This window comes from Acinetobacter sp. AM, assembly GCF_003105055.1.
Lineage (GTDB): Bacteria > Pseudomonadota > Gammaproteobacteria > Pseudomonadales > Moraxellaceae > Acinetobacter > Acinetobacter tibetensis.
The window spans coordinates 45207-62376 of sequence record NZ_QETG01000022.1 but is presented as its reverse complement, the minus strand read 5'-3'; the positions used below and the strand labels follow the sequence as shown (position 1 = coordinate 62376).

Annotated in this window: 17 protein-coding genes and 1 pseudogene; 7 read left to right on the top strand and 11 right to left on the bottom strand. The window is 38.4% G+C overall.

Going from position 1 to position 17170, the window contains the following annotated elements; genetic code table 11:
• The first annotated feature begins 365 nt into the window (after positions 1-365).
• Positions 366-569 carry an amino acid transport protein gene (locus DCO44_RS12435; RefSeq protein ID WP_116762350.1) on the top strand — a complete coding sequence of 68 codons (204 nt, stop codon included), beginning with the start codon at positions 366-368 and terminating at the stop codon, positions 567-569.
• Here the strand turns inward: DCO44_RS12435 and DCO44_RS12430 are convergent.
• Positions 566-1033 carry a hypothetical protein gene (locus tag DCO44_RS12430; protein WP_116762360.1) on the bottom strand — a complete coding sequence of 156 codons (468 nt, stop codon included), beginning with the start codon at positions 1031-1033 and terminating at the stop codon, positions 566-568. The genes DCO44_RS12435 and DCO44_RS12430 overlap by 4 nt on opposite strands.
• A 139-nt stretch (positions 1034-1172) precedes the next feature.
• Entirely contained in the window at positions 1173-2393 is a 1221-nt protein-coding gene (locus tag DCO44_RS12425) for an MFS transporter (protein WP_116762348.1), read from the bottom strand.
• A 102-nt stretch (positions 2394-2495) separates the two neighbouring features.
• On the opposite strand from DCO44_RS12425, the gene DCO44_RS12420 reads away from it, so the two are divergent.
• The gene (locus tag DCO44_RS12420; RefSeq protein ID WP_116762358.1) at positions 2496-3278 is read left to right on the top strand and encodes an AraC family transcriptional regulator; all 783 of its coding nucleotides are present in this window, start codon (positions 2496-2498) and stop codon (positions 3276-3278) included.
• A gap of 15 nt (positions 3279-3293) precedes the next feature.
• Here the strand turns inward: DCO44_RS12420 and def are convergent, their stop codons facing one another.
• The 9 genes and pseudogenes from def to DCO44_RS12370 all read right to left on the bottom strand — a co-directional run bounded on the left by def (position 3294) and on the right by DCO44_RS12370 (position 11836).
• Positions 3294-3779, bottom strand: a complete 486-nt coding sequence (gene def, locus DCO44_RS12415) for a peptide deformylase (protein WP_116762346.1) — start codon at positions 3777-3779, stop codon at positions 3294-3296.
• A gap of 1281 nt (positions 3780-5060) precedes the next feature.
• Positions 5061-5285, bottom strand: a pseudogene (locus DCO44_RS12410) (IS5/IS1182 family transposase); the annotation flags it as partial.
• Positions 5286-5603: 318 nt separating this feature from the next.
• The gene (locus DCO44_RS12400; RefSeq protein WP_004649611.1) at positions 5604-6188 is read right to left on the bottom strand and encodes a TerD family protein; all 585 of its coding nucleotides are present in this window, start codon (positions 6186-6188) and stop codon (positions 5604-5606) included.
• Between the two features lie 12 nt (positions 6189-6200).
• Positions 6201-6923 (bottom strand): TIGR00266 family protein, encoded by a 723-nt coding sequence (locus DCO44_RS12395; RefSeq protein ID WP_116762344.1) that lies wholly within the window; start codon positions 6921-6923, stop codon positions 6201-6203.
• Positions 6924-6932: 9 nt separating this feature from the next.
• Positions 6933-8216 carry a vWA domain-containing protein gene (locus DCO44_RS12390; RefSeq protein WP_116762342.1) on the bottom strand — a complete coding sequence of 428 codons (1284 nt, stop codon included), beginning with the start codon at positions 8214-8216 and terminating at the stop codon, positions 6933-6935.
• A 107-nt stretch (positions 8217-8323) separates the two neighbouring features.
• Positions 8324-8902 (bottom strand): TerD family protein, encoded by a 579-nt coding sequence (locus tag DCO44_RS12385; RefSeq protein WP_116762340.1) that lies wholly within the window; start codon positions 8900-8902, stop codon positions 8324-8326.
• 21 nt (positions 8903-8923) lie between these two features.
• A complete protein-coding gene (locus tag DCO44_RS12380) occupies positions 8924-9994 on the bottom strand; it encodes a DUF475 domain-containing protein (RefSeq protein ID WP_116762338.1) in 1071 nt (356 codons plus the stop codon).
• Between the two features lie 20 nt (positions 9995-10014).
• Positions 10015-10590 carry a TerD family protein gene (locus DCO44_RS12375; RefSeq protein WP_116762336.1) on the bottom strand — a complete coding sequence of 192 codons (576 nt, stop codon included), beginning with the start codon at positions 10588-10590 and terminating at the stop codon, positions 10015-10017.
• A 43-nt stretch (positions 10591-10633) separates the two neighbouring features.
• The gene (locus DCO44_RS12370; RefSeq protein WP_116762334.1) at positions 10634-11836 is read right to left on the bottom strand and encodes a TerD family protein; all 1203 of its coding nucleotides are present in this window, start codon (positions 11834-11836) and stop codon (positions 10634-10636) included.
• Positions 11837-12132: 296 nt separating this feature from the next.
• Between DCO44_RS12370 and DCO44_RS12365 the strand changes: the two genes are divergently transcribed.
• The 5 genes from DCO44_RS12365 to DCO44_RS12345 are packed head-to-tail and all read left to right on the top strand — an operon-like array spanning position 12133 to position 17127.
• Entirely contained in the window at positions 12133-13149 is a 1017-nt protein-coding gene (locus tag DCO44_RS12365; protein WP_116762332.1) for an ATP-grasp domain-containing protein, read from the top strand.
• On the top strand, positions 13146-14270 hold the full coding sequence (locus DCO44_RS12360) for a phosphoribosyltransferase domain-containing protein (RefSeq protein ID WP_228157555.1): 1125 nt from the start codon (positions 13146-13148) through the stop codon (positions 14268-14270). The genes DCO44_RS12365 and DCO44_RS12360 overlap by 4 nt, the downstream gene beginning before the upstream one ends.
• Positions 14260-15039 (top strand): HAD family hydrolase, encoded by a 780-nt coding sequence (locus DCO44_RS12355; RefSeq protein ID WP_116762330.1) that lies wholly within the window; start codon positions 14260-14262, stop codon positions 15037-15039. Before DCO44_RS12360 ends, DCO44_RS12355 begins: the two co-directional genes overlap by 11 nt.
• Entirely contained in the window at positions 15032-16192 is a 1161-nt protein-coding gene (locus DCO44_RS12350; RefSeq protein WP_116762327.1) for a cysteine protease StiP family protein, read from the top strand. Before DCO44_RS12355 ends, DCO44_RS12350 begins: the two co-directional genes overlap by 8 nt.
• Complete coding sequence (locus DCO44_RS12345) at positions 16189-17127, top strand: HpcH/HpaI aldolase/citrate lyase family protein (RefSeq protein WP_116762325.1); 939 nt, start codon at positions 16189-16191, stop codon at positions 17125-17127. Before DCO44_RS12350 ends, DCO44_RS12345 begins: the two co-directional genes overlap by 4 nt.
• Positions 17128-17170: the final 43 nt, after the last annotated feature.

The window sequence follows — 17170 nt, the reverse complement described above, 5'->3', positions numbered from 1 at the left end:
CAATTACTTTCTGCGCAATACCATCAACAACGATATCTTTATTATATTCATAACCACTACAAGTCCCTAAATCGAATACTAACTTATCTTTAAAGGACTTAAAGTTTATAACCTCAAATTTTTTTAACATACCAAAATCTTGATCAAAAATAACAATTTAGTGATTTTACCGTATTTTTTATACGGCATAAACTATTATTTAGTATCCGCAACTCAATGACTAAAATATCTTCATACTCCCAACATTTCTGTCATCCAACTCAGTGAAGTGGCATAATCTTTAGAAGAACAAATTTTAAAAAAATTCTTATCTTTTATCTATTTACTATAATGTTATCACATAAATAAATGTTCGATTTACAACAATGAACGCAACCCAACTTTTTCTAGGCGTGATCTTTAGCTCAATTGGTTTAGGCTATTTTCTCTATGGCAAAAAGCAAAAACTAACTGTGCCCTTTGTAGTCGGTCTGGTTCTAATGGTTTTCCCTTATTTTATTGAAAGCAATGTTTTGCTTGGTAGTATTGGTATACTACTGTCGATCATCCCTTATTTTTTACGCTTTTAAAGTGATTTAGCGGTTTCAAGCGATTCAAATTTCGTATCGATCACATTCCAGTGATGCATCATCTCGCGTAAAAACACAAAGTAAACCAGACTGAATACGCCCTGCTCCGCTACTTTACACACATAATATTCGCGATGCTCGATAAACTCATTAAAGCCACTTTCAAGCTGTATTCGATCTATATTGTGCTGATTCGGAAAAAATAAGCTCAATACTTGTTGAAATAAAGCATCCTCAGTGATTGCATTTTTGGGCTGAGCATATTGGATGGGAAGCGATTCTAATATTTCTTCAATCACATAGATCATCAATTCAATGGCGAGTTCGTCTAGTAGACCATGACGCATACTATTCGACTTGATGAATTGTAAGCCTTTATCACTCTGGAAGTGCTGCCCATCGAGTTCAAAGCTGAGCTGCTCCAAGCTTAAGGAAAATTTTATTGTAGTATCGGGAGTAGTCATGACATTCATCCTCCAGAATCAAAACGGTTCATCCATCGTTGTATTGGTTTTGGATATAACAACCCTGCAAAAACAAATGCGCCATCTTGTTCATTTTCTAAGATAGCGCGTCTGAGCATAAAGTTCTTCGGTATTCGATTTAATTTGCTTGGGTCTTCGGTAAAAATGCGGTGGCAAAGCCCAATAATGGTAACAATGAACACACACCAAATACCCACTCAATGCCTTTCACATCTGCCAAATAGCCCAAACCTGCTGCGGCGATACCACTCACGCCAAACATTAAGCCGAACATTAAACCTGCAATCATGCCCACCCGCCCGGGTACCGCTTCTTGTGCATACACCACCATGGCAGCAAAGGCAGAAGACAATACCAAGCCTGTGATTACCGATAAAACTGTAGTCCAAAAAAGATTGGCAAACGGCATCATTAAAGCGAAGGGCGCCATGCCGACAAACGACACCCAAATCACCGCTTTACGTCCAATCTTGTCACCAATTGGTCCGCCTGCAAAGGTTCCCAATGCAACAGCAGCCAAGAAGGCAAATAAATGTAACTGTGCCGATTGCAGGCTGATCTGGAATTTATGCATTAAGTAAAAAGTAAAGTAATTACTGATACTGGCAATATAAGTAAATTTGGCAAACATCAGCACGCAGATGGTCGAAAGTGCGATTACTAACTGGCGCCCGTGCAATTTACTTTGTACTTGTTGTGCCTTGGCTGCCAGTTGTTTTTTACTGTGGCTAATACTCCAACGACTCACGCCAAACAATACCCAAATGGCAAGTAATGCAAACACAATCAGCAATGCCACTGCATGCTGTCCAAAGGGCACAATAATCAGCGCAGCCAATAAAGGTCCTATTGCAGTTCCTGTATTACCTCCCACCTGAAAGGTCGATTGTGCTGTGCCAAAGCGTCCACCCGATGCCATACGCGCCACACGGGAAGCCTCAGGATGAAATGTCGATGACCCCACGCCAATCAGAGCAGACCCGATAAGCAATACCGTAAAACTAGGTGAAAATGCCAACAATAAAATACCACTCAAGGTCACCAGCATACCCAGTGGCAATAAATACGGTTTGGGATTTTTGTCGGTATAAAGACCAATCCAAGGTTGCAGCAATGAGCCAGTAATTTGATACACCAATGAAATGAGTCCAACTTGTGCGAAACTCAGTGAAAAGTTGGTTTTCAGCATAGGATAAATCGCAGGCAGAACAGCTTGAATCAAGTCATTCAGTAAATGTGCCAGTGCCACAGCACCTACAATTTTTACAATCATCCCTTGTGGCTGAAGACTTGCTACAGCTTCATCCATGCTTTCCTTCGTCTGTATTGAAGACGTCATAGCTGAAAAACTCCAATCATTGATATTTCAAACAATATTGTAAAATGTCATTCATAACGTTATCTTCCAATAATCCCTGTATAAGTGACAAATTTCATGAAAATATCAGATTCACTGATTGAAACGGAAATGTCCGAACTGGTGATTGGACTTTCCTCTGAGCATACTTACCGCGAAATTACTCCTGCCCATCACCATTCACGGGCACAGTTCCTGTATGCCTCGACTGGGATTATTCATGTCTTTACTCCAAATCATGTTTGGTTGATACCACCGATGTGCGCACTGTGGATTCCGGCTTATGTTGAACATAGTGTGATTTCTTTAAGTCGGGTCAAAATGAATACCGCCCTCGTAGAATCCCAAGCGGCATCGGTATTGGGTCAACAATGTTTTATTATTCGGGTCAGCAAGTTATTGCATGAATTATTGATTCGTTTAAATGTGATTGAACATATTCCTGCATCTGAATTACTGAGTTCGGATGAGCTTTCCCGTGCAATACAAATTTTGATTTTTGATGAAATTCAGAAAGCCAATTCTTTACCGATTCAGATTCCTTGGCCACAAGACAAACGGCTATTGAATATCTGTCAAACGCTCTTACATGAACCACAATATCCTAAAGACTTAAGCACATGGGCAGATGAAATTGGCACCAGCACCAGAACCCTGATGCGGATGTTCCAAAAGGAAACTGGGATGTCGTATCGGGCATGGCTACAACAAATGCACATTGCTCAAGCTCTGAGTAAAATCGCCAGTGGTGAGTCGATTGCAGAAATTTCAAGGGGACTGGGATACAGCAACCCAAGCGCATTTAGTGCTATGTTTAAACGGCATTTAGGACAAACACCACAGCAATTTAAATATAAAGATGAATAAAACAGTCGATATGGCTTAGGCCTTTAATCGGTCAACAAACAAAATACCATTGAGGTGATCTACTTCATGTTGCACGATGCGTGCTGGAAATCCTTCAAAAGTTGTTTCCATAACATCCCCTTCCAATGTGTGATAAAGCACTCTAATGACTTGTGCACGCTCAACCTGCGCACGTTGATTGGGCACACTTAGACAACCTTCTTCACCTAGACACGTGGTTTCAGAAAACTCTAAGATTTGCGGATTAATCATGACCACAGGCTGCATCTCAGACGCATCGGGATAACGTGGATTCGGACGCGAAGCAACAATAATCACCTGTTTAGAAATATACAATTGCGGTGCGGCTATCCCTACACCATTACGCTCTAGCATGGTCGCGTGCATGGCTGAAGCCAATTGCATCAGCCATTCACTATTAAACTCTGCTTCGGCAACAGGTGCAGCTTTCAATTTTAAGATGTCTTCTCCACGTTGGGCAACGGGTAAAATCACGCTCATACACTGTTCCTAAGATCAAGACTCAACGAGTGGTTTCCATCTATTCTGAACCAGTTATATGCAAATTGAAATCGGTAGTTTAATGATGAATTTCTAAGCTTTATGTATTCTTGTGCAATGCTTGGCAGTTCAAATGCGTTTTTTTACTCAACTGTTGAGCAAAGTAAGGATACGATAAATACAAACTTAAAAATGTTTGGCGCTCACCCTTTTTAAGATGAGCGATAAATCGAGGCACAAGTTACATCAACTATTTACTTGAGGAATCTATGATGCTTTCTATGACAAGTCATACATACTGTCATGGAATTTTAATGTACGACCATTGTAATACGCCTCGGTAGTGGTCATAGCAGCCATCTGTACATGATTGCTTTGACAACCTTTTATCAAAGCAAAGTGTAAGGAAGGCATGCAGTGCCAATTGATGTGTTCTGATGAGATAAATGATCCATTGGCAACACGATAAATATCTAAAGAGTTGATTGTGATTTTTCTTTAATGAAAAGAAAAATGCTTTTACGTTATTGAAATATGAGCATTTATACCAAATGGTGATGAAGACAATCTCTGAAATTTTCAATTGAGAAAACTGCTTTCTCAAACGATTGTTGTTGTGTTTTAAACATTGCCAATAGGTTGCTTCGATTTTTTGAAAAAATCATCAATCATGCATAAGGAATATGTAAAAATCGAACATGATGGCTGAAGGCATAGGTGGTATGGTAACGCCCTAATGGTTTTCAGCCACCTTTTTTTCAAATTATTTTTTATCTGCGATTCAGGTTGATTATATTTTTCAAAAATTTACGTTATTTTAACTAAAAATACAGCAAGTTAAGTAACCGTTGAAATGTAAAGTTACACAAAGAACGATCTTGAATTACGTTTAAATTAAAAAATTAAATATCCAATCCTCTTACAAACTATATGCAGTTCCTCAGCCTGACGGGAACATTGAGGTCTATCATTTAATAAACGAGATTAAATCAATAATGATGAATGAATACGCTATAAAATCATGCTCACATTGAAAAAAATATGAATTGATAAATTTATACTTTTGAATCATCAAAATTAATATCAATAAGATAAAACAAGGTCTGAAGAGATGGGTCCTCCCCTTCAGACCTTAAGAAGCATTAAATATCTTTGCTCTATGCCCTTAATTTGAACTTTTTTGAGTAAAGATACGAGAGCCATTTAATGACGGTGAAAGAGTACCAATTGTTTTTTATTCTTCATGTTGAACTCTATACCGGTACTGACTAGAGCATGTCCTCATTTGGTTTTGTACCAAATAAACAAACAAGCGAAGAACAACATGGACTTTATAGTTGCGAGCTAACTTTTCAAAACGAGTGGCGATACCACAAAAATGCGTTAGTCCTGCGAAGGCATTTTCAAAAAGATGCCTTAGACGAAAAGGTAGGAATCAAAGTCTATGTTTGGTTTTTTGCTGTTCGATTTTCTCGGAATAATAGGAATCATCTTATGATTTCGAGCAACATAACCTGTTGCCATTAAAGGCCAAAAGACACAGTAAATTGAGTCCCGAACTCAAAATCTATAATCAGGAAATCAATAAAAGAAGAATAGGTATTCAGCATGTGTTTGGTAGCCTGAAAACCTTCAAGAGATCCTTGCGGAATGCTATCGAAATAGATATCAACGACTCAGTTTGAGATTTAATTTAATCGCCGAAATCTACAACTTGGAACTGAGTAAAAATGATTTATGAAAAACCTATTATTTATGTTGAGCAAAAGCTAGATGAACCCTTTTATTGCATCCATCTAGCTACTTTAACGAAATTAAACGACTTTATAAAATAGGTAAAATGGATGGAACCATATCCTGAATTGTTTTGCCATTACAGGTTTCGCCTAATGCAGACATTTTCCATGCACCATTGTGACGATAAACTTTAGCAATAATTAACGCTGTATAATTACCTTTTGCTGAAAGATTATATTTTGCAATTTCAACATTGGTTGTAGCGTCAACTACACGGCAAAAAGCATTTTCAACTTTTTCGAAAGTTTGTCCACGGAAGCTGCTGATTGTAAATACGATTGATTTTACTTGGCTAGGAACTTGAGTCAGATCCACATGGATCGCCTCATCATCACCTGCGCCATCACCAGTACGATTGTCACCAGAATGTTTAATACTGCCATCACGACTCTGTAATTGACCGAACCAAATGCTATCTAACGCTTTGTTATTTTCATCAAAAACAATTGCAGAGGCATCGAGATCAATCGAATCGCCACCACCGCCAAACATGCCAAGTAAACCGCCTTTTTTTGCGACATCCCAACCTGCACCAAGAAATATTTTAGTTAAAGATGAACCATCACCTTTTTCTAAAGAAATTTTTTGACCTTTTACTAAGCTAATGCCCATTTATAATTTCCTTCAGTTTGAATTTGAATGACCACGACCTAAAGCCGTAGCTAACCACTGTAAATAACTCGCACGATTACGTGAGCACACGATCACTTTGCCATGTCCACGGAACTTAATCACTAAACCTTCACCACTGGTAAAGCTATTGACGATATTGCCAACAAAACTACCGCTACCTGAACTTGGAATGCCAATATTATAATTTAACGATGCATCCCAAGCCGCAACATGACCATTGTCGATGGTGACTTCACCTTGCTCTGGTGTAATATCCAGTTCGAGTAAAGTTCCACTGCCAGAAATACACACTTTACCCTGCCCACTGGTTTCCATGACCACAAAACCGCCTGTGCCTCCGAACAATGCACCGCCTATATTGCTTTGCACTTTTGCTTTGATCATGGTGTGTTCGGTTGCTGCAACAAAAGAGCCATCAGATAAAATATACTGTCGTTGACCCACATCCAGAATCTGCATATCACCATCCAAATTCGGTGATAAAAGACACTCTCCTGCACCTTTCACGGCTTTAATTTGCTGTTGAAACAAAGACTCTCCAGAGGTAAATTTACGCATAAAAGCTTGAAAAATTCCGCCACGTAATTTACCGCCAACTTCAAGATTTTGTTCAACCATGACCATCGCATCAGATTCACAATAGATTGCTTCACCTTGCTGCATACTGACATGTAAAAAAGGTTCTGGGCTACCAACAAGATTAAATTCTGCCATTACATTTACCTATGCTCTCACGATATTTTTATTTTTTGCTTCTGTTAACCATATCGGAAATTCTTGAAGTAAAAAGTCATACAACATTGATTCAGAAATACTTTCAATATTATCTATTTTAAAGAAATTACAATTGTCTACCACTCTTCCCTCCATGGTATCTAATTTTTCTAACACACCGTAATTTCTGCCACCAATCCCTACAAATTGCCAAAATATGGGTTGCAATGATGCCTCTTGTAAAATCTTTTTAATTTTTCTAGCTTCAGAAACGCCACCATCAGAAATAAAAACAATATAGACCGGTAAATTGGATGGGCTTTCTTTGGTAAAATAATGTAAGACCTCTTCAAGAACGGCAGGCTCATTATTATAGCCAGCTCCCGCATTCCATTTTTTATAGCCTCCTTGTTCTGAGGTTATATAGTGATTCAAATTATTCAGGCTTACATCATTTAAACGGAGTGCTTTTTCTGCAAATGCCCAGCACTCAAAGCTGCCATCGTCATCAAAATTGATTGCCAAAGGTATAATGCGATCCATAACTTTCTGTACATCACCACATTTATATTGATGCGACATTGAACCTGAATAATCCAATATCAATGCCACTCTTGCTTTTACCTCAAGTAACTTATTTTTTTCTAAACTAATCAGTGATTTTTTAGTGATATCAAGCAAATGGGGTGCAAATTTTTCCACCTTATCTAAAACAACTTTTTTCTTTAAATCAATTTTAGACGCTGTAGGGGCAGGAGAAGAATTTTCAGCAACCTCCCCGCCAAAATGTCTCACTAATGCGGTTAATCCACCATTAAAACCTTGTCCGATAGCAGCCATTCGCCACAGATCATTTTTAAAGTAAATTTCAGTCAACATGACTGCTTTTTCTTGGCTAAAATTTGATGGATTTAATTGATAATTTGCCAACACTTCGCCTTGCTGATTCATAAGAGAAATTTGACCACTTTGAATATTTTGCATCGTTGCTTGATCATTTGCCACAGTTGCACAAATGACAAATCGGGGCGTCTGTGTCGCGTTTATTTTACTTAAATCAAAAGTAAACAAATTCAGGTTGTCTTGCTGACGATATTGCACTTCACAGTGAGGCGTCTGCGGTTGATTATAAAAAGTCATATAATCATCATGGAAAAGCTGATCGTTTTGTCCTATACCAAAACTGGATATATCGACATCAAATGCTGCTTTAAATTGCACACGTAAAGTAAATTTTTGATCATTTTGAATAACTTGATTGAGTGCTATTTTTTGTCCTGAAACTAATTGCATTATTCTTCTCTATTTTAGTACTTGAAAATAATTCAATATAAAATAGATTTATACCAATTACTTTCAAGTACTAAAAGATGACTCTTTTAGTACTTTAATTGATTCGCTTAAACTGCAACACCGTAACTTGCAGCTAACGCACCCAGACCACCATTAAAGCCTTGACCAACGGCTTTGAATTTCCATTCGCCATTGTGGCGATATAACTCACCAAAAATCATCGCAACTTCAGTGCTACCGTCTTCAGACAAGTCGAAACGTGCCAACTCTTCTGCATTTGCATCTTGGTTAATCACACGGATATAGGCTTTATCCACCATACCGAAGTTTTGACCATTTTGCTGTCCTTCGTGGATCGTCACAGCAAATACAATTTTTGCAACTTCTTGAGGAACTTTAGATAGGTCTACAGAAATTGTTTCGTCATCACCCTCGCCATCGCCAGTACGGTTATCACCTTTATGGGTAACTGAACCACATGGTGAAACTTTTTGATTGAAGAAAATAAATTCACCATCTAAACGGACTTTACCATCTTCACCTGTTAAGAATGCGACAGCATCTAGATCGAATGCTTTACCATCTGTTGCGCGTGGATTCCAACCTAAACCCAAGTCGACTTTATTCATTGTCGGAGCAGTTTTGGAAAGATTGATATTTCCGCCTTTTGATAAATTAATAGCCATTTTTGTTTCCTTAACTTTCGTTTATGAAGATTGTTGCTTTTTACTATATGAAATTGAAGAGATGACAGCCCAAACAATGAAGGCAACACCCACTAATCCGGTAATAACCTCTGGAATATGTAATCCTGTGCCGCTCGCCAACATAATCAACGCAAGTGCACCAATTGCATAATGCGCACCATGTTCTAAATATACATAAGCATCAAGCGTACCTTTTTCAACCAGATAAATGGTCATTGAACGGACAAACATCGCACCGATGGCGAGACCCAGCATTATAATTACCACATCACTGGTAATTGCAAAAGCACCGATTACACCATCGAAACTAAAAGAGGCATCTAATACTTCTAAATATAAGAAACCACCAATACCACCTTTGACAATCGTACCTGTTGCAGTGGCACCATTTGATTTTTCAGATTCATCATCATTGCTACTGCCTTCTAATAGATGGCCAATGACTTTCACCCCCACATAGACGACAATACCCCAAACACCAGCCATCATCACAACTAAACGTGATGCATCAGGGATGTAGCTTGCAAGAATAAGTAGCACAACCAATGAAATAAAAACTGAAATCGCTTGAATATTGCCTAAATCTGCTAATTTTGATTCAAGCCAATGAAACCAATGTTCATCTTTTTCATCATCAAACAAGAAATTCAGAAATACCAATAATAAGAACATGCCACCAAATGCTGCGATTTCAGCATGATGGGCCATCAGTTTTTCTGAATAAGTTGTAGGATCATTTAATGCTAATTTAGCGACTTCAATCATGCTCATATCGGCGGTGACACCGACAATAAGCAACGGGAAAATGAGTCGCATACCAAAAACAGCAACGATAATACCCACGGTTAAAAACAGGGTTCGCCAAAATTGGTTCCAATGTTTCAGTACAGAGGCATTGACGACTGCATTATCAAAGGAGAGTGATACCTCCATGACCGCTAAAATTGCAGTAATCGCCAAGACTTTGAACATTGCCATTAAGCCTGCTTGAGGCCCATGGGTAAAACCCCAATATGCTGAAATGGCCAAGCAGATAATGCTAAAGATGATCGAAAAACGGAAATGTTTCATTTTTCACCTAAGAATAAAGTTTAAATACTGATGCCATATTGATGGCACATGGCACTTAAACCACCGTTATAACCTTGACCTACGGCTCTGAACTTCCATTCACCGTTATGACGATATAACTCGCCAAAAATCATCGCGGTTTCTGTTGAATAATCTTCATTTAAGTCAAAGCGTACAATTTCAACATTCGTTTGATCATTGACGACGCGAATAAATGCATTTTGCACTTGGCCAAAATTTTGACCACGGCTTGCTGCATCATGAATGGTGACAGTAATGGCAATTTTTTGCACTTCAGCGGGAACTTTCGCTAAATCAATCTTAACCGCTTCATCATCACCATCACCCGCGCCCGTACGGTTATCACCGGTATGTTCTACAGAACCTTCTGGAGAGCGTGTTTGGTTATAAAAAATGAAATCTGTTTCAGCACGAACTTTGTCGTTTGCCGCCAATAAAAATGCCGAAGCATCCAAATCAAAATCTACGCCATCAGTGGCCCGAGCATCCCAACCTAAGCCAATCAAAACTTGGTTAAGTGATGGATCTGTTTTGCTTAAAGATAGATTTCCACCTTTATTTAATGAAATCGCCATAATTTTCCCTCTTCTTTATTACATGTAAATTAAATGGATAGCGTTAATCTTTTGAGCCTTTGGTCCAACGAAAACCAAAACCATAAAACTGATCTAAGGTTTTTTGACCTTCAAAATAACGGACTTCTCGATTGGCTTGAATTTCGCCATTTATATTTTTTAATTCTACAATTGCACAGGTACTTAATTGATTACCTTCAGTTAAACGTACCTCAATTTCAGGTTGATCTGGAAGACGAATGGTCACTACCCCATCGGTTGCTGCCCACTGTGCTGCACCTTCATAAATATAGGTATAGATGACAATTCGCTCAATGCGATCCCATTGATTGCCATTAATATGTAAATTTTCACCATTTATAGATGCACCTGTACGATCATCTGCATCTAATTTGATATAAGGCACTTGGTCAAAATCACCAAATCTATTTCCAAGCGGTTGGACTAAATCAATACTGCCATCTTTAAGCTGCACCATCGCCCCTAAATCTAAGTCGATTGAATTAGAACGGGTTAATTTTTGGAAAAAGGATTCAGATTTAGCTGCAGATTTATTCCAGTTTAAATTCACTGAAATTTTGCCAAAGCCTGCGCCTTTTTTAGTTAAATTAATTCTAGAATTATTTTTATCTAACTTAATTTTTGACAAGTTAAGGTTCGACTTCGATGGTGTTGGTGTTGGTGTTGGTGTTGGTGTTGGTGTTGGTGTAATGTTACTTTGAGTCTCCTCAATCACCACACCAAAGTTCTCAGCCAAAGGTTTTAAGCCTCCATTAAAACCTTGATCGATAAATCTAAATTTCCATTTATCATTATGCTTATACACTTCAGCCAAAATTAAGGCTTTTTCAGTTTTAGGCTGCGTCTGAATTAATGCATTGGCGATGGTTTGATGAGCGGATAAAAGTTCCACCTGAATAGGAGATATTCGACTAAAATTATTCGGTTCATTGAGCGTTGCACATAAGGTGACTTTTTGAATTTCTGGATCAAGCAATGCGGTATTAATTTTAAGTTGAGTTAAATAGGGATCATTTGAACTAGATTGAACTAAAATAACACTCTGATTCGGGGTTTGAGGTTGTCCATAGAAAATCATATCTTGATCACCGCGCACTTTTTGGGTGTCTTTTGCTAAAAGATATGCAGTCAGATCGAGTTCTATTTGCATAGGGACAGTTGTTTTTATGCATATTTCAATAATTTCAGATGCTAAAGCAATATTCCCACCAGCAACAAGTTGCATATTATCCTCTTATGATATTGTAATATTTTCTTTTAATTCATTAACCACATGAATTATTAATATAAAAAATTAAGATTGCTCGTCAAAAAACGAGTTAAATAAGCCCCTAATGTTTTAACATATTTTTTTTAAGCACAATAGCAAAATTGAGTTTTTTAATCAATTTTGGCAATTTCATATCAGGTCTTACAAAATTATTGCATCAACAGCATAAAAAACTATATATTCCCGACGCGGTATATATTACAAGCACAAATTAATAATTGTTATTCAAGAAAATTGAGATCAAATCAACTGTGAAATCGCACTATAATATCTGGATTGCTGAAAGTTACTCCTGTCAAAACGACATTATTCAATTATTAAAACGCTCAAATTTATCTGCCCATCTGACGATTTTTTGTTCTCATAGTAAACAACGTCCAGAATTAAAACTCTGCGCAGATTATTTTTTTCAACAACCTCCCGTTGAACACAGTGCAGAGTGGCTTTTAGAACAATGTAAAGTACATTCCATTCAACTGCTGTTTTGTGGAAAACACAGTCAATTTATTGAAAAATTTCGTGAAGAATTTGCTCAGCATGATATTCAACTGGTGACAGGTGCCACTGGCATAGCGCAGCATGAAAACATGAACAATAAATTCCTATTTGGAGAAATTTGTGAAGCTTTAAACTTACCAAACATTCCTGCTGCAAAAGTGGATCATGTCGTTGGATTAAAGCAAGCAATTGCTGATTATCAAAAAAAATATTCACATATTTGTGCAAAACCTGTGTACGGCGTATATGGTTCTGGTTTTGTTCAACTGCGAGATGAAGTTTCATATTTTAAGCAATTTCAACTCAATACGCAGTGTAATACGCAACAATTTATAGAGGCCTATGCTCAATTAGATCAACCTATTGAGTATTTGATTATGCCTTTTTTAACAGGACAAGAATGTTCCGTCGATATTGCCTGTAGTCAGGGGCAAATTTTAGCCTTAGTGACCCGTGTTAAATTTAAATTTTATCAGCAATGCTATATCGAGCATCCTTGTCATGCAATCTGCAAAATTCTGGTGCAACATTTCCAATGTGATGGATTGATCAATATTCAATTTAAGCAAGACGATCTGGGGGTATGGCATATTTTAGAAATTAACCCGCGTCCCGCAGGCGGTTTTGCCTATACACAACATACTGGAATTAATTTAATTGCAGAACTGATGGCTGAAAAATTGCAATTGACACTGCAACATACTGACTTCGTTCCCCTCGTTCAAGTTTTACCCATTACACAAAGTTTCAAAATGGATTGTACGCATTGATAAAACATATTGATTTAAGTCGTGGTCGTATTAGTGTGACTGTGAATCAGCATCATCCACAATGGAAATTGGATGATCTACTCAGTTTTGCAGAAAGAATTAACCCCAAACGTGCATTCTTATTTGTTTCTAAAGTTCTTGGAAAACATATCCCCGTTACACCATCGGCAATGCAAAGAAGTTATCAAGACCTTGCTGCAATCATTCCTAAAGATCTGCCCTATCCCATTAGTGTGATTGGTATGGCAGAGACCGCCGTAGGTTTGGGAGCAGGTGTTTATCGTGAGCTGAAACAAGATTTTGGGCAAAATGCCATCTTTTTAACCACCACGCGACATCCCGTTGAAACATTACCGACCTTAGGCTTGTTTTTAGAAGAACATAGTCATGCACAAGATCAGTTTATTTTATCCAGTCATGATCCGCTTAAGCATCAGCATGTGATTACATCGAAAACGCTTATTTTAATTGATGATGAAATTTCAACAGGAAAGACCTTTAGAAATTTAATCTTGAGCCTGAAAAAATCGGGTTTACAACAGGTAGAACGAATTATTTTGGTGACCTTGGTCAATTGGGCGGAACAACATTTAGTCACTGATGACTTAGGAATTCCAGTTGAAGTGGTGTCATTATTGCATGGTCATTGGCAGTGGCAGCCAAACCAACAACCTATTGACATTGACATGCCCGATGTCAGCTCAACCCAACAGCAAGCTCAAAAAATTATTGCCCCTCACGATTGGGGACGCGAACCGACCTTTCTAGATTGTAGTGCTTGGCAAAATATTCAACCGCCTCTGCCTCATGAAAAAATCTTGGTCTTAGGTTCGGGTGAGTTTAGTTGGATTCCATTTCTAATTGCCGAGCGATTAGAGCAGCAAGGGGCGGAAGTTTATTACAGCTCAACCACGCGCTCTCCCATCAAACAAGGTCATGCCGTTGAAAGTATTTGTGCATTTAAAGACAATTATGGACTGAATATTAATAACTATGCCTATAACGTTAAACATCAACAGTTTGATCGGGTCTTATTGGTCATTGAAACAGCACAAGATAGCGTTGATCCTGTCCTGTTTGAACAAATAAAAAATTTGGAAATTATTAGTTATGAATCCTAAGCCGTTAATTTTTGTTGACTTAGATGACACGCTGTTTCAAACAAATCGTAAAAGTCCCCCGACACCGCTACATAAAATTGCAACGCTAGATCAATTTGGTGAGCCGCTGTCTTATATGCTTCCCAAACAGCAAATTTTTGTGAATTGGTTGTTGGCATCTGCTGATGTTATTCCTGTGACTGCACGCTCAGTTGCAGGCTTGCAGCGCGTACATCTTCCTTTTCTGCATGGTGCGGTATGCTCACATGGTGGAACCATTTTAGCGGCAGATCAACAGGTTGATCAGGAATGGCTTGAAATCCAGCATAAGGCGGCAGCTGAACTGGATGAGTTACTGACTGAGTTACCAGCGCTATTGCTCGATTATGCCAAACCATTTGGTTCAATTCGCACTTGGACGATGCAAGAAAATGGTGGGAAAATTTATACCGTTGCCAAGCAAAATGATCCTGTGCCTTTATTTCTGCACCAAATGATTGAACACTTACCAGCTGAAGTACTTGAACACTGCTATGTCCATATCAATGGCAATAATTTAGCCATTCTTCCCAAATTTGTGTCTAAACAAAAAGCAGTTGAGTTTTTTATCAATAAATATGACCCAAATCGTGAACGTGCCATTTTAGGTTGGGGCGACAGTTTGTCTGATGCAGGCTTTTTAGGCTGCTGTGATTGGTTTGGTATGCCTAAAAATAGTCAGTTGGATAAATTTTTAGTACAAAATCTAGCACAAGATCATCAGGCAAAAGGATATTTAGGACATGTATAAAAACCATGCGTTAACATCTGGTCTTCAAACACTGGGTTTCCATGGCTCTTATCGACCTGAAGATGTGACCTTCTTGCTCAATATTGATGAAATAGACCCCACACCCGTAGCTGAAAAAGAGTATCTGATTCAATCTGGGAAAAAACACTATTCACAAATGATTAGTGTTGAACATCCACCTTCAGATGAACAAATGCGACATTTTGAATACGCTTTTGAGCAAGGTGCTGAACGTCTGGCAAGTGATGTGCAGAAGATTGGCAACTCACTGATGGTTCGATTTCCCAAGCAACCGATTATTTTAGTCAGCTTGGTTCGCGCTGGTGTGCCTTTAGGTGTACTCCTTAAACACTATATTGACAAGCATCAGGATTGTGAGCATTACGGGATTAGTATTATCCGTGATCGCGGTATTGATTTTGCAGCATTGCAGGCGATTATCGAACAACACGGCGCGGAAAATATTGTTTTTGTCGATGGCTGGACGGGTAAGGGTGCCATTTGTCGAGAATTGACCCAAAATTTAGCAGATTATCCGGCATTATTTGATGCAGGATGGGAGGTTCCTCGCCTTGTGACCTTAGCCGATTTAGGTGGTTATTCGTGGTTAAGTGCCAGTTGTGAAGATTGGCTGATTCCATTTGGTATGCTAGGTTCCGTGATCTCAGGCTTAATCTCACGGACTATTTTAAAAGATACAATTGATTTCGATCTGGCAAAGAAAAATTGCTACGATCCGAATAATTGGCATAGCTGTTTAGTCTATCAACATCTAGCTCAGCATGATATTTCGGTCGAGTTTATCGACAAAATTTTAAATCTTATTCAGCAAAATCCGCATAGCGATTTGGCAAATTGGGATAATCACATTCGACTCAAACAACAAAAAATTTGTTTAGACACGATTGACTGGATCTCTGAGACCTATGCGATTAAAAATATAAATCATATTAAGCCCAGCATTGCAGAAGCCACGCGCGCTGTATTAAGACGTGTTCCTGAAAAAATATTAATCCGTGACCCAGCCAATCCGCATGTACAACTCCTGCTGCATTTTGCCAAAGAACGGAATATTGCCGTAGATATTTTAGGTGCCAAGTTAGGCCCATATCATGCAGTGACTCTGATAAAAAAAGTCGAGAAAAATAAATGAAACAACTGCAACATGCGATTGAACTAGGTGCAACCATGTACATTCCTGCAACCCATGAGCAATTATGGGAAGTGACTGAAGGCATTAAATTTCCAATACTCAAATCGATTGCGGTCTGTTTAGAAGATGCTGTGTTGGAAAAAGACGTTCAAACTGCAATGGTCAACTTAAAGCACTTATTACAAAAACGTTTAGAGCAGCCAAACTTAAAGGCGCCTGCGATATTTATTCGCCCTAGAAATATTGAAATGGCGAAACATATTGTCGATTGGGACTTAAATCACACCTATAGTGGCATGATTTTACCCAAGTTTACGCTGCACGATTTAAAGCAGTGGATGGACATTTTACCACCCAATATCAATCTGATGCCGACGCTTGAAACCAAAGAAATTTTTGATATGGGTCATAATATGGAGCTTAATCAAGCACTCAAATATGACTTTCATAAAACCCTATGTCTAAGAATTGGCGGTAATGACCTGTTGTCCTGTTTACATTTACGTCGCCCTAAAAACAGTACGATTTACCAAACTCCAGTGGGGATGTTAATTGCACAATTGGCAGGCTTATTTATTCCAGCGGGCTTTCAACTCAGTTCACCCGTATGTGAACATATTGACCGCACGCAATTGCTGATGGATGAATTATGCCAAGATATGAATAACGGCATTTATACCAAAACGGCCATTCATCCCTCACAAATTGAATATATTCATCGCGCCTTTCAAATCAATAGCGAAGAATTTAATGAAGCACAGCAAATTTTAGCGCAAGATGCGAAAAGTGTATTTAAAAGCCACGGCTCCATGTTAGAACCAGCGACACATCGTAATTGGGCAGAAATGATTTTATTACGCTATAAAACTTTTGGTTTATCTAAACCTCAAGCCTCAAGCCAAGATAAATTCATGCTCAATACATTCTCACTTTAACTATTTTTACTGCCAGATGAAGTTGAAGCTGCTGACTTAGTGA